The organism is Cohnella sp. WQ 127256, assembly GCF_024519285.1.
Taxonomy (GTDB): Bacteria; Bacillota; Bacilli; order Paenibacillales; family Paenibacillaceae; genus Cohnella.
The window spans coordinates 700,460-714,930 of sequence record NZ_JAMZCY010000004.1 but is presented as its reverse complement, the minus strand read 5'-3'; the positions used below and the strand labels follow the sequence as shown (position 1 = coordinate 714,930).

At 47.4% G+C, this 14,471-nt stretch carries 10 protein-coding genes; 6 read left to right on the top strand and 4 right to left on the bottom strand.

The features are described 5' to 3' along the window. The first annotated feature begins 80 nt into the window (after window positions 1-80). The 3 genes from M1K58_RS14620 (at window position 81) to M1K58_RS14610 (ending at window position 6,747) form a co-directional block, all read left to right on the top strand. The gene (locus M1K58_RS14620) at window positions 81-3,248 is read left to right on the top strand and encodes a glycosyl hydrolase (RefSeq protein ID WP_256759588.1); all 3,168 of its coding nucleotides are present in this window, start codon (window positions 81-83) and stop codon (window positions 3,246-3,248) included. Between the two features lie 128 nt (window positions 3,249-3,376). Further along, entirely contained in the window at window positions 3,377-5,170 is a 1,794-nt protein-coding gene (locus M1K58_RS14615) for a cache domain-containing sensor histidine kinase (protein WP_256759587.1), read from the top strand. 14 nt (window positions 5,171-5,184) lie between these two features. Further along, a complete protein-coding gene (locus M1K58_RS14610) occupies window positions 5,185-6,747 on the top strand; it encodes a response regulator (RefSeq protein ID WP_256759586.1) in 1,563 nt (520 codons plus the stop codon). A gap of 39 nt (window positions 6,748-6,786) precedes the next feature. On the opposite strand, the gene M1K58_RS14605 is transcribed toward M1K58_RS14610, so the two are convergent. From M1K58_RS14605 to M1K58_RS14595, 3 genes are all read right to left on the bottom strand, one after another. Continuing rightward, a complete protein-coding gene (locus M1K58_RS14605; protein WP_256759585.1) occupies window positions 6,787-7,617 on the bottom strand; it encodes a carbohydrate ABC transporter permease in 831 nt (276 codons plus the stop codon). Then, a complete protein-coding gene (locus M1K58_RS14600; protein ID WP_256759584.1) occupies window positions 7,614-8,495 on the bottom strand; it encodes a carbohydrate ABC transporter permease in 882 nt (293 codons plus the stop codon). The genes M1K58_RS14605 and M1K58_RS14600 overlap by 4 nt, the downstream gene beginning before the upstream one ends. Window positions 8,496-8,583: 88 nt before the next feature. Beyond that, window positions 8,584-9,912 carry an ABC transporter substrate-binding protein gene (locus M1K58_RS14595; protein WP_256759583.1) on the bottom strand — a complete coding sequence of 443 codons (1,329 nt, stop codon included), beginning with the start codon at window positions 9,910-9,912 and terminating at the stop codon, window positions 8,584-8,586. A 236-nt stretch (window positions 9,913-10,148) separates the two neighbouring features. Here M1K58_RS14595 and M1K58_RS14590 point away from each other — a divergent pair, with 236 nt between their 5' ends. Then, window positions 10,149-11,660 (top strand): gluconokinase, encoded by a 1,512-nt coding sequence (locus M1K58_RS14590; protein WP_256759582.1) that lies wholly within the window; start codon window positions 10,149-10,151, stop codon window positions 11,658-11,660. A 190-nt stretch (window positions 11,661-11,850) separates the two neighbouring features. On the opposite strand, the gene M1K58_RS14585 is transcribed toward M1K58_RS14590, so the two are convergent. Further along, window positions 11,851-12,006 carry a DUF1540 domain-containing protein gene (locus M1K58_RS14585; protein ID WP_256759581.1) on the bottom strand — a complete coding sequence of 52 codons (156 nt, stop codon included), beginning with the start codon at window positions 12,004-12,006 and terminating at the stop codon, window positions 11,851-11,853. A gap of 383 nt (window positions 12,007-12,389) precedes the next feature. Between M1K58_RS14585 and M1K58_RS14580 the strand changes: the two genes are divergently transcribed. Both M1K58_RS14580 and M1K58_RS14575 read left to right on the top strand, forming a co-directional pair. After that, window positions 12,390-13,700: an SPFH domain-containing protein gene (locus M1K58_RS14580; RefSeq protein WP_256759580.1), complete on the top strand. Its 1,311-nt coding sequence runs from the start codon at window positions 12,390-12,392 to the stop codon at window positions 13,698-13,700. Between the two features lie 10 nt (window positions 13,701-13,710). Beyond that, window positions 13,711-14,463 (top strand): hypothetical protein, encoded by a 753-nt coding sequence (locus M1K58_RS14575; protein WP_256759579.1) that lies wholly within the window; start codon window positions 13,711-13,713, stop codon window positions 14,461-14,463. Window positions 14,464-14,471: the final 8 nt, after the last annotated feature.

Here is a 14,471-nt window from a genome sequence, read left to right as displayed (position 1 = left end):
CAAAATCAATATATCATACCCATATGACAGCTTATTATTAAAGCAAGAATACTAGATTAATAGAACGGGATGTGATTGGAATGACAAACCTCATGGCAGATAGGTTCCGAGCTCCTTCTTCCGAATACAGATCTGCTCCATTATGGGTGTGGAACGACGAAATATCAGAGCAGGTTATCACAGAGCAGTTAAACGAACTTAAAAACCACGGCTTCGGCGGTGCCTTCGTGCATCCCAGACCAGGTCTCGTTACCGAGTATTTGTCGGAAGACTGGTTTGCCAAGTGGGAATATGCACTGTCCACGGCGAAGAAACTGGACATGAAGCTATACATTTATGACGAGAACTCCTATCCATCCGGATTTGCAGGAGGGCATGTCCCCGCTGAACTGCCGGATTGTCTCGCTACGTCGGCCACCTACAGGATCGAACCGATCTCGAAGATTCAGGAAAACGCTGGTGATGCCCCGAAATGGGTCGTCAATAGCAATTTCTTGAAGGCCTATGCGGTAACTGCAACAGAGGATGGCCAAACCTTATTGAGCATCGACCGCGATATTACCGATGTTCCGCAGGAGCAATGGCAGGAGCAAGGCGAATGGATTATGACTATCGAGATCGTTCCCCCTCAGACGATGTCGTGGCTTGGTGGCTTTGCCTACGTGGATATGATGCGACCCGAGGTCACGCAAGCATTCCTGAAGTGCACATACGAGGTTTATTACGAGCGATTCGGGGCAGACTTTGGCAAACAAATTCCAGCCATATTCACAGACGAACCAGCCGTTACGGGAAGCGGGATATATAACATTAAAAAAACGGAGCTTCCTTTCAGCTATTGGTTCGCTGCCGAATTCCATAAGCGTCGTGGTTATGATCTGTTGAATCATTTGCCGGCATTGTTTAAAAACGTGGAATGCTCCTGGTACGAGAAAGAAGCCGTCAAAGTCCGTTACGACTATTACAGCACCGTACGCGAATTGTGGGTGGAGAATTCCATCCAGCCGATCGCCAAATGGTGCGAAGAGCATGGAGTGGCTTGGACGGGACACTTTCTTGAGAACTTCTGGCCGCTCGCCGGGGGTATGATGGTCTCTCCCTCCATTATGTCCGCTTACGAGTATTTCCAGTGGCCGGCTATCGATCTATTGCTGGGCAGTCCGCTCCGCGACAAGCCCACGGATGACTTGCTCGTTACGTTGCTTGAAGTAAAGAGCGTTGCGAACCAGCTTGGTAAGGAGCGGGTACTTTGCGAAGCCTATGGAGCGGGTGGATGGGATTCCACCTTGGACGATTACAAGCGCATGGGAGACTGGCTGTTCGTTCACGGGATCAATTTTCTAAACCAGCACTATACACTCATGACGACGGCCGGCGCGCGTAAACGCGATCATCCTCAATCCTTCGATTGGCGACAACCGTGGTGGAACGACTACACCGAGATGAATGATTATAACGGCCGCGTCTCGTACCTTCTTTCTCAGGGTACGATGAACCAACGCATACTCGTCCTGCACCCGACCACGAGTGGGTATCTGATTCCCAAGGAAGAAGAAGATTCCGACATTATGTGGAATAAGCCACCTATGAACCCCGATATGCGATCCTATCTGGCTATGCTGCAAGCGATGACGGCAGCCCAATGGGATTTCGATCTAGGGGACGAGTATATTATGGATCGTCACGGAAGCGTGTCTGATAACCGCTTATTGATCGGCAAGCAGTGTTATGACACGGTCGTTATTTCCGGTGATACGACAAATATGAAGTCTTCTACCCTTGATCTTCTCCATCTATTTATGAGCGCTGGAGGAATCGTATTGGCGCAAGGTGAAGCGGGACCTTACGTGGACGGTGAAATCATGCCAGAAGCGTTCGCCACCTTATCGGCGCATCCCAACTACCGGATTATCGGCAGTAAAGAAGCCCTTGTAGCCGAACTCGGCAAGGTTGTAAGCCCCCGACTAGCGAGCAGCGTACCTTGGCCACTTGGAATGGCCCATATGCGCAGGGAGTTGGAAGGAAATCGCACGGCTTACTTCTTCGTCAATCACAGCATGGAAGAGTTCAACTCGTTCGTCGAATTCCAGGGCAAATCAATTGAGAACTGGACCCTCTGGAACGGGGAAACTGAACCGGTTGCGTGCACCCGAACGGAATTCGGTGCCGGGTTTGATTTTAAGCTTCAGCGCAATGAGTCTATTCTTCTAGTCGTAAGCCAAGACGAGCCGATCGTAACGACGGAAGTTGCCACAACGATTCCCACATCGAAGCCAGAAAACCTGCATGCGGTAATGCAGTGCGTCGTGCCGGAGGAGGCGAACGTCATGGTAATCGATTATTGCGATCTTGTAGTCGACGGGAAAACCTACACGGATATGAATACGATCGAAGCTGGACACCTGTTATTCCGTCGACGTGGCTTTAACCAGAACCCGTGGGACAACTCTATTCAATTCAAACGCCGGATTCTTGACCGTAATCATTTCGGAGCCCACAGCGGTTTCACGCTCACTTACCGGTTTGTAACAGCGGGAGAACTACCGAATGATGCTCCCCTGTACCTTGTTGCGGAGAGATCGCAATCGTATGCGCTGAGCGTGAACGGTCAGCCTGTTCCTTGGAAATCAGGGGCAGCTTGGCTAGACCATCACAATGGCCAAGCGGACATTAGGCCCTTCCTGCTGCAAGGCGCCAACACACTGACCTTAACGGCAGACCGATTTGACGTCATTCTAGAGGTTGAACCCGTATATCTCAGGGGTAATTTCTCAGTAAGTGTGTCGAATGGAGACTGGGTGCTGGACAATCCTACCTCCATATCGATCGGTGCTTGGACAAAGCAGGGTTATCCCTTCTACTCCGGAGCATTCCTATATAAGTATCGCGTAGAGGTGCCGGACAACTCCATTTCCGTCCACGCCTTGCTTCCGAAGAATCGGGAGGCTACGGCTTGCTCGATATTCGTTAATGGCGAGCGGGTCGGATTGATCGGACTTGACGATGGCGGGAGAGCCGATCTGACAAGTCGGATTCAAGCTGGAACGAACGAGGTTACACTTCGCGTATGTGGTGGCTTGAAGAACGTCCTAGGTCCTCACCACGATCCGGATCGCAGTCGCCGAACTGCTTGGCCGAATATGTGGAGGAAGGCTCCGAAATACGGAAAGCCTTCCGCGGACGATTACGATCTGATTTCCTACGGTTCCGGTGATCATCTCCGGTTCGAAACAGTAATTCAAGAATAACCAGTGTTGATGACGATGTTGAGAAGAGCGCCTATAGCGCTCTTTTTTTCACATGATTTATCAGAAAGTATAACAAGGAGAATAATGGTATACTATTTTTAGTTATATGGCTAAGCGGAGGATTTCGAATGATCTATCGCAACATTAGAAACAAGCTTTTTTTCATCTTTCTAGCTATTTCCATAGTTCCTATTTTCATTGTGACGCTCATTTCTTATAATGCCTACACGAGCCTTGTCGCCAAGCAGGTGTCCCTCGTGTCGACCGGGACCATAGACAACACCGTCGAACGTATTGATAATATATTTCAGAACATTGATCGGATCACGTTGACGTTCCAGCAATTCTCGACTAGGCCCGGTGCATTCACAGTCTCGCAAGAATTAAATAAGTTAATCAACAATCCGAATGCTGACCAATACGACTATTTTCTCGCCCGAAACAACATGCTTTTCTTTTTCAATAACCTGGTTCTGGGTAATCCCTATTTGAACGGTATTTACATCTTCTTGCCAGATGGCAAATCGATCAGTTATGGAATCAGTACCGATCTGGTTATCGACTATGAGCCTCTTCAGGATGATTGGTACCTCAAAACGCTGGAGAAGAGCGGTGGCTTGTATATTAGTGATGCAGACAGCAAAGATTTCATTATCAACGCCAAACGATCGATAACCTTCTCGCGTGCCTTATACGATCCGGATACCCGTCAGCTTCTCGGCGTGCTGATGCTTGATTCCGGCTTGGACATCTTCAAGGGGATCGATAAGGGTATCGTGCCAGATATTACGAACATGTTCCTCGTCAACGGGAACGGAACCATTTTGTACGATAACAACAAGAATCGAATTGGACAACCCTTGCCCGATCCGTTGAACAGCTTGTTTGCTAATCATCTAGGTGATACGTATGAGGAGACGAGCAATGGAACGATGACCGTAGTAAAGCCATTTCCCGATAACGATTGGAAGATCGTTGCTTCGATCAAACTGTCCGAATTATACAAGCAGTACGGTGTATCAGAGCGGTTGTTAATCTACATTGCGGTAACTTGTGCGGTCATTTTTATTCTCCTTTCTGTCATTTTGTCGAGCATGATCACGAAACCGATCATTGATCTTAGCAAAACGATGCGTAAAAATAAGTTTCTTAATCTCGTGACGACAAAAAAACATTTGGAGCGGACGGACGAAATCGGAGTATTGTATACGGAGTACAACAATATGATTCACGATATCAATCGGTATATTAAAGAGAGCTACCAGAACAGGCTGATTACACTCGATTCTCAGATGAAAGCCTTGGAAGCGCAAATTAATTCCCATTTCTTATACAATACGTTGGAATCGATCAATAGCATCGCCGAGATCGAAGAGGTCGAAAGCATCGCGATCATGACCAAAGCACTCGGAGACATGTTCCGCTACAGCATCAAGACGGACAGCGAAATGGTCACGGTAGAAGACGAGCTCGCGCACGTCAATAACTACTTGACCATCCAGAAGATCCGCTACGAGGAGAAAATCGATTTCCGATTCGACATTCAAGAGGGCTTGTCGCAATTGAAGGTGTTAAAGCTCATTATCCAGCCGGTAATTGAGAACGCGTTGTACCATGGGCTTGAGAGCACGAAGAAAAAAGGAACCGTCACGGTGAAGGTGATCGAACATGAGGAACAAATCCTTTTCGAAATCGTAGACGACGGTGTCGGCATGTCTGCCGATCAGCTGCAAGAGCTGCAATCGTTGTTGAGCGAGCCTCCCGCATTTAGTGAGTTAGGACATCGGGACAAGCGCAGCATCGGACTCAAGAACGTGCATTCCAGAATATCGCTGTACTATGGCTCTCAATACGGCTTAACCTTGGAGAGCGAGCAAGATAAAGGAACGAAGGTCATCATTAACGTTCCAATCATGACTTAAAGGAGGTGTTATGAATGTATAAATATATCGTTGTAGACGATGAAGTGCTGATCCGACGGGGAATGCTCAAGAAGATACGTTCGGCCGATTTCGGGGATCAATTGTTATTCGCAGGCGAGGCAGATAACGGAGAAGATGGTTTGGAGCTGATCCGCAGCGTTAACCCAGACATTATCATTACGGACATGAGAATGCCGGAGATGGATGGGAAATTGCTCCTGCAAACGCTGCAGCAGGATTATCCGGACAAGAAAGTGATCGTTGTCAGCGGTTACTCCGATTATGAATATATGAAAGAAGCGATATCCGCCAAGGTGGTCGGGTACTTGTTGAAGCCGTTTAGCCGAGATGAAATCCGTGAAACCTTGACTAAAGCAATCGCGCTCTTAGATGCCGAAAGATCAGCATTACAACAAATGGCGGATCAAGAGCACGAAAAGCAGGAGATCAGTTACGATGTGGATATACAGTCCCTAAGTAATCTCATCTTGGGTCTCCATCACAAGGAGAAGGTCCCCGTCTTGAGGTCAAGCAAACTGCAAGCGGTTGCGGAAGCTAACCAGTATGCACTCATGACGATTTACTCAGGAGGAATGCATACCCCGCCATCCCCGTCGGCTAAGGATCATTATGTATATATCCCGCATGTGCAGAACGATGATATGGCTTTTGCTCTCTTCTACTTGTCGGGGGACCGCAAGGATATTGCTGAATATGCATCGACCACTGCGGAACGGTTCGCAGAGATTGTCCCCGGGAATCCGAAATTCGGCGTCAGCGGCATGAAGACCTCCTTGAACCAACTATTTGAGGCGTATGAGGAAACAGTCGAGGCACTAAATGGAAGGCAGATTGGAGAGGGCAGTTCGGCATTATCGGTGTTTAACGGCACTAAAGCACTAACCGCTACTCAGACCTGGGAACGGACGGATGAACTATTGTTTTTCGTCGAATCCGGGAATGCGGTCAAAGCTTCTGAATGGACGGGCAAGCTGTTCGACTATTTCTATGGGATACCCGAATTGACTCTGGGTGAGGTTAAGAGTACTTGCAGACTCCTTATGCAAGAGGTTCGTAGCTTATTGCATCGCTACTTTCATATCGACGGAAGCACATCCCCTTCCACGAGCTTCGAGTCCGCCCTTTCTGGCATTTTCGATATCGATGGAATCAAGGATCACTTAATGAAGGTTCTGCCCAGCATCGCGGCAATGATGAATGAACAGAACGTCTATTCGTCCGAGCAAGTCGTGGATAATATTAAATCCTACATCAACAACAACTTCAATAAGGTGCTAACGCTCGAAAAAATTTCGTCGCTCTTCTTCATTAATCCCAGCTATTGCAGTTATTTGTTCAAAGACAAGACAGGAGTCAACTTTATCGACTATGTGAATCAAATTCGAATCGACAATGCCAAAGCTCTTCTCGAAAACTCCGACGATAAAGTTTACAAAATTGCTAAGACGCTAGGGTATGAAAATAGCAAATATTTTTTCCGCGTATTCAAGAAGCTGACCGGCTGCACGCCGGAGGAATACAGGCTTGCAGCCGGGAAACAAAAAGAAGAGGCCTGAACTTCGGGCCTCTTCTTAGATTCAACTTTAATTCGTAGATCAACCTTTGACGGAACCGACAGTAAGTCCGCCAACAAAGTACTTCTGCAAGAATGCGAACATGACGAGCAAAGGAAGCGCACAGAGGAAGCAAGCGGCGAACAAGACGTTCCACGCCGTTGGATTCGTCTGGTCACCCATGAAGCCAAGCATTGCGAGCGGCAACGGGGATTCCGCAGCCTTGGAAATGAAGATCATATTAAAGAAGTAATCGTTCCAAATCCACACGCCTTGCGTAATCACGACGGATACGGTTACAGGCAGTAGGAGTGGGAAAACGATTTGCCAAAATCTGCGGAACAGCCCAGCTCCGTCAATGAGAGCGGATTCTTCTACCTCGATTGGGATACTGCTCTTAATAAACCCGGTGTATAGAAAAGAAGAAAACGGAATACTGCAGGTAATGAACATGAGGATCGGAGTATATTGTGAGCTTGGAATATGGAGTCCCTGAATGGTCTGTACAATTGGAATGATGACCATTTGACTTGGAACCACGAGCCCACAAAGGAAGAACAAATACAAAACTTTGCTTAACCGATTATTGAGACGAGCGATCGGATAGGCGGCCATCGATGTGAAGAGCACGACGACGATGACGGAAATGACCGTTAACATTAAGCTGTTGCCAAGCGCTTGCATGAAGTGCATCTTCGTGAAAGCGACTTTGTAGCTTTCTAGTGAAAATTCACTGAACAGTTGCATCGGATTGGTCATGTTTTTAACGGATCGGAATGAACTAGACAACGCGATGAGAAGCGGCAGAACATTCAATAGGAGCACAAAGGAGATCCCAACATGTATGAGGGTTTTTTTCGTGATGCTTCTCATGCGGATACCTCCCTTTTATTCATCTTCAGAACAAAGTATGACGTTAAGACAATAATGAGAGCAAAGGAGACGACGGCCAATGCCGAAGCTTTGCCGTACTGCTGTTCACGGAACGCCATTCTGAAAATCTCGAACAGCAGCGTGCTTGTTGCCCGCCCCGGTCCACCATTGGTCATGATGAAGGAATAATCGAAAGCCTTCAAACCATTGATCAAGCTAAGCGTTAAGTTAATCGTGATGGATGTTGCCAACAAAGGGAGACGGATAAAACGGGTAATCTTCCAGGCGTTGGCCCCATCGATTTTCCCTGCTTCCTCTAGATCCACGGGTACTGTCTGCAATCCTGCAAGGAAGATAACGGTGCTCGTCCCAATGTGTTTCCAAATATCAACGGACGTGATCGCGTACAATGCGGAATCGTAATTACCTAGCAAGTTAAGGTTCGCTCCGTCATATCCAAACCAGCTTAATATGGTCGCGATTAAGCCGCTATCCGGCATATAAACGTAACTCCAAATAAAACCAACAACAATCGCGCTAAATAAAGTTGGAACATAAGCTGCTGTACGATACAGGCCAGTGGCTCGAATTTTCATATTTAGGAGAAATGCTAAACCCAAAGCAATCAAATTGCTGAAAACGACGAAAACTAACGTGTAAATCAATGTGTTGGATAAGGCAGTGGCGGCTACGCCGTCCTTGAAGATCTGAGAAAAGTTGTCGAACCCAATATAATTAAAATCTTGAATGAAGCCGTTGTAATCGGAAAAGCTGTATTGGAACAGCTTCAGAATGGGATATATCCAAAACACCAGATACATCAACAGAGCAGGCACAACGAACCAGTACATCGTCTTTTTCAAAACCGCTGAATTCATGCTGATAATTCCTTTCTATATCGAATGGATCGAATGGGAAGGGGGGACCTTTGTCAGGTCCCCGTGATTCGAATCTAGTAATGGTGTCTTATTTTTTCCAGAGCTCATCGAACTTGGACTGCATAGCTTTCGCAACATCTTCTGCAGTCGTATTACGACCACCGATGATTTCACCGAATTTCACTTGAAGGTTATCGGCTACGCCGTTTGGCCACATTTGATTCGCGAAGTAGCTAGAGTTGCCACTTGATTGATACAGCTCGTAGGATTCCTTGTAAAGATCGTTATTCAACGGCACGCCATTAAACGCGCTGATCGAAGGATTCAACTTCACCCATTCTTTGAACAAGTCTGAATTGCTATCGAACCAATAGTTCAATACTTGTTTAACCTCTTCTAGGTGATCGGTTTTCGCATTGACTGCCCAGCCAGCTGCTGTGGAGACGGCTTGCCATACTGGCTGGCCTTTCTCGTTACCTGGCAATGGGAAGAATCCACGCTCAAATTCTGCTGCTCCCTTGGCTGTCAAAGTTGGGTAATCCCAAGTACCATCAAAGATCATGGCTGCTTTACCATCGATGAACATTTGTGTGGCTTGAGGGCCGCCTAGTCCGAGGGAATTTTTCGCGATATATCCCTTTTCGTAAAGTTCTTTGTACATCGAGATAGCCTTGACCCACGAAGGATCCGTTAACTTCGTCTCTCCGGTTTGAAGCTTGAGGTCGAAATCCTTGTCAGCCGAGTAAACTGTGTTCGCTGCTAATTGGTACGCGCCGAATTGAATCCACCAAGGATCCTTATCGCCCATGACGATTGGTGTAATGCCAGCGTCCTTCAGCTTCTGACTCGCCGCAAGGAACGATTCCCAGTCCTTCGGAATTTCGGTAACGCCGACTTGCGCGAACAGATCTTTGTTGTAATACGTTCCAAGCATGTCGATGCCTTTAGCAATTCCATATACCTTGCCATCATTCGACATGTCCGTTCTAGCGCCGTCAGTGATGTTGCTCATGAAAGGCAAGTCCGTAAGATCTGCAAGATAGCCTGCTTTCGAAAGATCGATAATGCTCGCTGCGGAGCCCATTCTCGGCCATACGCGGAAGAAATCCGGCGCTTCGCCTGCGGCAAGCTTTGTTTTGATCGATGTGTTGTACTGATCATCCGGAAGCTTCTGTACTTCCAGTTTAATGTTCGGGAACTTCTCGTTAATCATTTTTGGAAGAACGTCAAGCTCGAAATCCTGACCGTCTGCTGCTTTATTTCCGGAAACGACCATCGTAAGCGTTACATTTTTGCTTCCGTCCTTGCCACTTTCCTTGTTGTCGGAGCTACCGCATCCGCTCAAGAGAGCCACACTCGTTGCGAGGACTGTTACGCCCGCGATGACCTTCGTCATCTTCTTTTTCGTTTTAACCATTGTTCTCGTTCCCCCTAATCATTGTAAAACGTGATGTTTTCTTGATTACGTTTTCATCTTACATTCAGCGCCAGTGTATTTACTTTAGCACTTAAAGTGCACTATTTTTAGAATAATGAATAATACATAAAGATTGGAGCCCATTCCTAGCGTCTGACAACTTACGTGTAGCGGCAGTCAGATCTGCTATGGTATAACATCTATGTATAAGTCAGGTTGGCGAGGAGTGACAGATTATGCAAGACAGACAAGCCATAATCGGTATCGACATTGGAACTACGAGTACCAAGAGCGTTGCGTTCGACACGGGAGGGATCGTGCTTGGCAGCTTCGCCGTGGAATATCCTTTGCTGCAAGATCAACCAGGCTGGGCTGAGCAGGATCCGGATGTTATTGTTGCGGCTGTAGTCGAGAGTGTCAGGGGCGCTTTGGAACGCAGCGAGCTGCACGATAAGGATATAGCTGGTGTGGGAATCAGCTCTGCTATGCATTCGTTAATAGCTGTTGATGAGGGAGGTCGCCCATTAACGAGAAGCATCACATGGGCGGATGGTAGAAGTGAGATGGAGACCCGACGCATTCGAGATCAGCTTGGCGGTCTAGAAGTGTATCGCAGAACGGGGACACCCATTCATCCGATGTCTCCATTACCTAAGCTATTGTGGTTAAGGGAACATCGCCCAGAGGTATGGGGAAACGCAGCAAAGTTCGTATCCATTAAGGAGTATTTACTTCATCAGTTGTTCGGAGAATGGGTTGTCGACCATTCAATCGCTTCTGCTACAGGACTCTTGGCGCTGGATACGTTAGATTGGGACGAGCAGGCTTTAGAGATTGCGGGTATTGGAAAAGATAGACTCTCGGCTCTACAGTCGGGTACCTATAGATTGCAAGGAATGTCAGCTAACTATGCAGAGCGGATGGGGCTGCTTCCGAATACGCCATTTTTCTTGGGATCAAGTGATGGGGCATTGGCGAATTTGGGTGTAGGTGCAATCGATGCTGGGGAAATGGCGGTCACGATTGGAACAAGTGCAGCGGTTAGGATGATGACCGAGCAGCCGCTCACGGACGCGCAGCATCGAACATTCTGTTATAACGTTGTAGATTCCACTTACATTATCGGGGGAGCGACGAATAACGGGGGAATTGTGCTGCAGTGGATGAGGGAATCTTTATTCGCGGGGCAAAAAACAGTACAAGAGTTACTTGATGCAGCGGAGCGGGTTTCCCCGGGAGCGGAAGGCTTGCTATTCCTGCCTTTTCTAACGGGTGAACGGGCGCCGATCTACAATTCGGAAGCACGCGGTACTTTTTTCGGAGCTAGCCTGAATCATAGGCAAGAGCATTTTGTTCGAGCGGGACTGGAAGGCGTAATGCTAGCCATCCTGTCTGTGGCAGAGACGCTGAAGGATCTAGCTGGACCAGCGCGTGAGGTGCGGGCTTCGGGTGGATTTGCGAAGTCACCGCTCTGGTTGCAGATGCTCGCAAATATGCTAGGGCAGGAAATACTTGTTCCTCGGGTGACAGAGGCTTCTGCGCTTGGTGCAGCAGTATTAGCGATGCAAGGGCTTGGGACGATTCAAGATTGGCGCGAAGTGAAGCAGTGGACACCTATTGTTAAGAGAATAGAGCCAAATGCACAGAGTGTGGAAATTTATCGTGAATTGTTCAGCATCTATGGGAAATTGAGCAGCCAGTTGCCAGAACATTTTGCCGCGATGGCGAAATTTCAAAGAATGCACTGATAATAATTCTCAATGTTGGATACAATACAAGGGACAAGGGTTAGCGAGCAGGTTACTCCGAATGGGACTTAGGAGAGAGAACAAGGTAGGTTAACTGCTAAACTGGTCTCAGCTATTTGAGGGAAAAGAAAGAGGCCCCCCATAAAGTTACTTATGAGGTAGCCTCTCCAGGTTGTGTTAGTCGCACACCCTAGATTTTCGATTCGAATGTCTTGCAGTCGGTTTCTCCGGATTGAGATGCTTGCTTGTTACGGTTGTTCACGACATAGATGGAAGAAGCGTTGCATGCGTTACCAGGCGCCCAATGCTTACAAGAGTTTACTTCACACAGTACATCCTTAGCCATTGCGTATTCACCTCCTGTAACTAGGATGGTCGAAGGCGGTCGCTTTATACGTGCAGATTCCGGAACCTTCTCGAAATGGGAGAGGTTTCGGTTTTTTTTTGACGATTTAGACAGTATAAAATCCACTTTCCTTATCAGAATTGTCTCGGATATAAACAGCTACCGCCATCCCCTAAGGACGGCGGTAGCTGTTTATGCTTGCGCCCATAAAACACGGCTCATCAAAAAAACTTTTCCTCTATTGTCAAATGATGCAAAGGAAAAAAATAATAAATGTAGAATAGAAGTAGAGTCGAATTATGATGAATGAAGGGATTAAATATCAGATGTAAGTTTATGGACCGCGTTTCAGGTTCATTAATCATAGAGGAGGAAAATGCGCAATGGCAATCGTTGAAGTGGTCAAATTCGATGGTCCTGCGGACATATTCGCATGGAAATATCCTAACCAGGAGTTAGGGACTTGGACGCAGTTGATCGTGAATGAAACGCAGGAAGCGATACTGTTCAAAGGCGGCAAAGCGCTGGATCTGTTCGGAGCAGGCAGGCACACGTTAAGCACGCAAAATATACCTGGGCTACAGACGATCGTAAACCTACCATTCGGAGGACGGTCTCCATTCACAGCGGAAGTATGGTATGTCAATAAAATTAGTGCATTGGATGTCAAATGGGGAACGGCGTCACCGTTACAGCTTCAGGATCCGAAGTATCAGATTATCGTATCTGTGCGTTCCTTCGGGCAGTTCGGATTGCAGATTGAGGATTCACGTAAATTTCTTTTGAAGCTGATCGGTACAGTTCCGGTATTCGATAAGGACGCCATGACGAAGCATTTCCGCGGCTTGCTGATGATGAATATTAAAGAACTCATCTCCTCGTACTTAGTGTTCAAGAAAATTAGTGTTCTGGAGATTAACGCTTATATCTCGGAAATATCCAAGCATATTGAAGAACGAATTGGGCCTGTTTTCCTTGAATATGGCATTCGGATTCTGAATTTCTTCATAGATTCCATTAACATCCCAGATGATGATCCGGCGACTGAAAGATTAAAGGAAGCTCTCGCTAAGAAGGCGGAGATGGATATTCTCGGCTATACTTACCAGCAGGAGCGTACCTTCGATACACTCGAGGGCGCGGCTAGGAACGAAGGCAGTGCTAGCGCGAATGTCATGGGAGCCGGAATGGGCATGGGTATGGGGTTTGGCATAGGTGGGGTCATGGGTAATCAGATGTCAGGGCTAGCGGGACAACTGAATATTGCGACTCCCGTACCTAGCAAAGCCTGTCCGAGGTGCCAGACGATGATTAGCCAAGAGGCTCAATTCTGTATTTCTTGCGGACATAACTATGCGGTGGCTGCAGTACCGCCCCAAGCGACAGAGGTGCAATGCAATAGCTGTAGCAAGATGTTTCCGGCGGGTGCTAAGTTCTGCTTGCATTGTGGTGATCCCTATAACGCCTGTGAGAAATGCGGGGCAGACAACGCACAAGACGCTGCAAGCTGCGCCAAATGCGGTCATTCGTTCGGAGGCAACCCTTGCCGCAATTGTGGAGAGCAGGTTGACCCCGCGGGTAAGTTTTGCATGAATTGTGGGACGAGCATGTCACTGAAATGTGGCCAATGCCAGCATGATGTGAAGCCTGGACAGAAGTTCTGTCTAGAATGCGGCAATAAATTGATTGATTAGGAGGCACGGCATGGAGAAGCAAAAGGATTATTCTCGAATTGTGATGTTCATCTATATCCTCGCTATATTGATCACTTTGTCAGTCGTGTTTCTGATGGGGCTACCATTCTCGCAGCCAAGTCATACTTGGATATCGTTTGGTGCCTTAATGCTAGCGGAGACTGCGATTTACGTATTGATGACTCAATATTTGTCCGGTGGAAAAAAATCACGCGCCTTGATCCCAGGATATCTGGCATTCGTTGCGATCGCAGGATTATATCTAGCTGTTGTTATCGTAATCATTATCGCAATGTCACTGATTTATGGTGCAACGACATTCTCCTACGGCCTTACGCACTTCATCGCTTTAGCTCTTGCAGGGATTATGGCGAGCTTAGTTACGATCTATTTCCGGCATGCAGAGCAGCAGGATAATGATCACTCGGTAACCTCGCTTCAGTGGGTGCCAGATATGCGTGGGACTTTGCTCTCAATTAAGCATGATCTTGAAGGCTGGACTAACGAGTCGAGTGGTGGACTAACGAAGGGGATCTTGGAACTGGATGAAAAGGTTAGATATAGCGATCCATCGTCACATCCAACGCTGACTGTAACAGAGGAAAACCTGCTTCATGAGGTAAGACAGCTATCGAGTGAGATTAGTAAGCTTGTAAGCTCGCCAGACGCTAATGTAGATAATCAGCGACTGCTGAGACAAATTCGTGAGATTTCGAATTTGGTTACGAGCAGAAATCAACAGCTCATTCAATTGAAGGCATAAGAAAGAGG

Excerpts from the sequence above, each read along its gene's own strand:
- M1K58_RS14615 (WP_256759587.1), top strand. The coding sequence starts at position 3,377 with ATGATCTATCGCAACATTAGAAACAAGCTTTTTTTCATCTTTCTAGCT.
- M1K58_RS14620 (WP_256759588.1), top strand. The coding sequence starts at position 81 with ATGACAAACCTCATGGCAGATAGGTTCCGAGCTCCTTCTTCCGAATAC.
- M1K58_RS14585 (WP_256759581.1), bottom strand. The coding sequence starts at position 12,006 with ATGGCTAAGGATGTACTGTGTGAAGTAAACTCTTGTAAGCATTGGGCG.
- M1K58_RS14595 (WP_256759583.1), bottom strand. The coding sequence starts at position 9,912 with ATGGTTAAAACGAAAAAGAAGATGACGAAGGTCATCGCGGGCGTAACA.
- M1K58_RS14590 (WP_256759582.1), top strand. The coding sequence starts at position 10,149 with ATGCAAGACAGACAAGCCATAATCGGTATCGACATTGGAACTACGAGT.
- M1K58_RS14610 (WP_256759586.1), top strand. The coding sequence starts at position 5,185 with ATGTATAAATATATCGTTGTAGACGATGAAGTGCTGATCCGACGGGGA.
- M1K58_RS14575 (WP_256759579.1), top strand. The coding sequence starts at position 13,711 with ATGGAGAAGCAAAAGGATTATTCTCGAATTGTGATGTTCATCTATATC.
- M1K58_RS14600 (WP_256759584.1), bottom strand. The coding sequence starts at position 8,495 with ATGAATTCAGCGGTTTTGAAAAAGACGATGTACTGGTTCGTTGTGCCT.
- M1K58_RS14580 (WP_256759580.1), top strand. The coding sequence starts at position 12,390 with ATGGCAATCGTTGAAGTGGTCAAATTCGATGGTCCTGCGGACATATTC.
- M1K58_RS14605 (WP_256759585.1), bottom strand. The coding sequence starts at position 7,617 with ATGAGAAGCATCACGAAAAAAACCCTCATACATGTTGGGATCTCCTTT.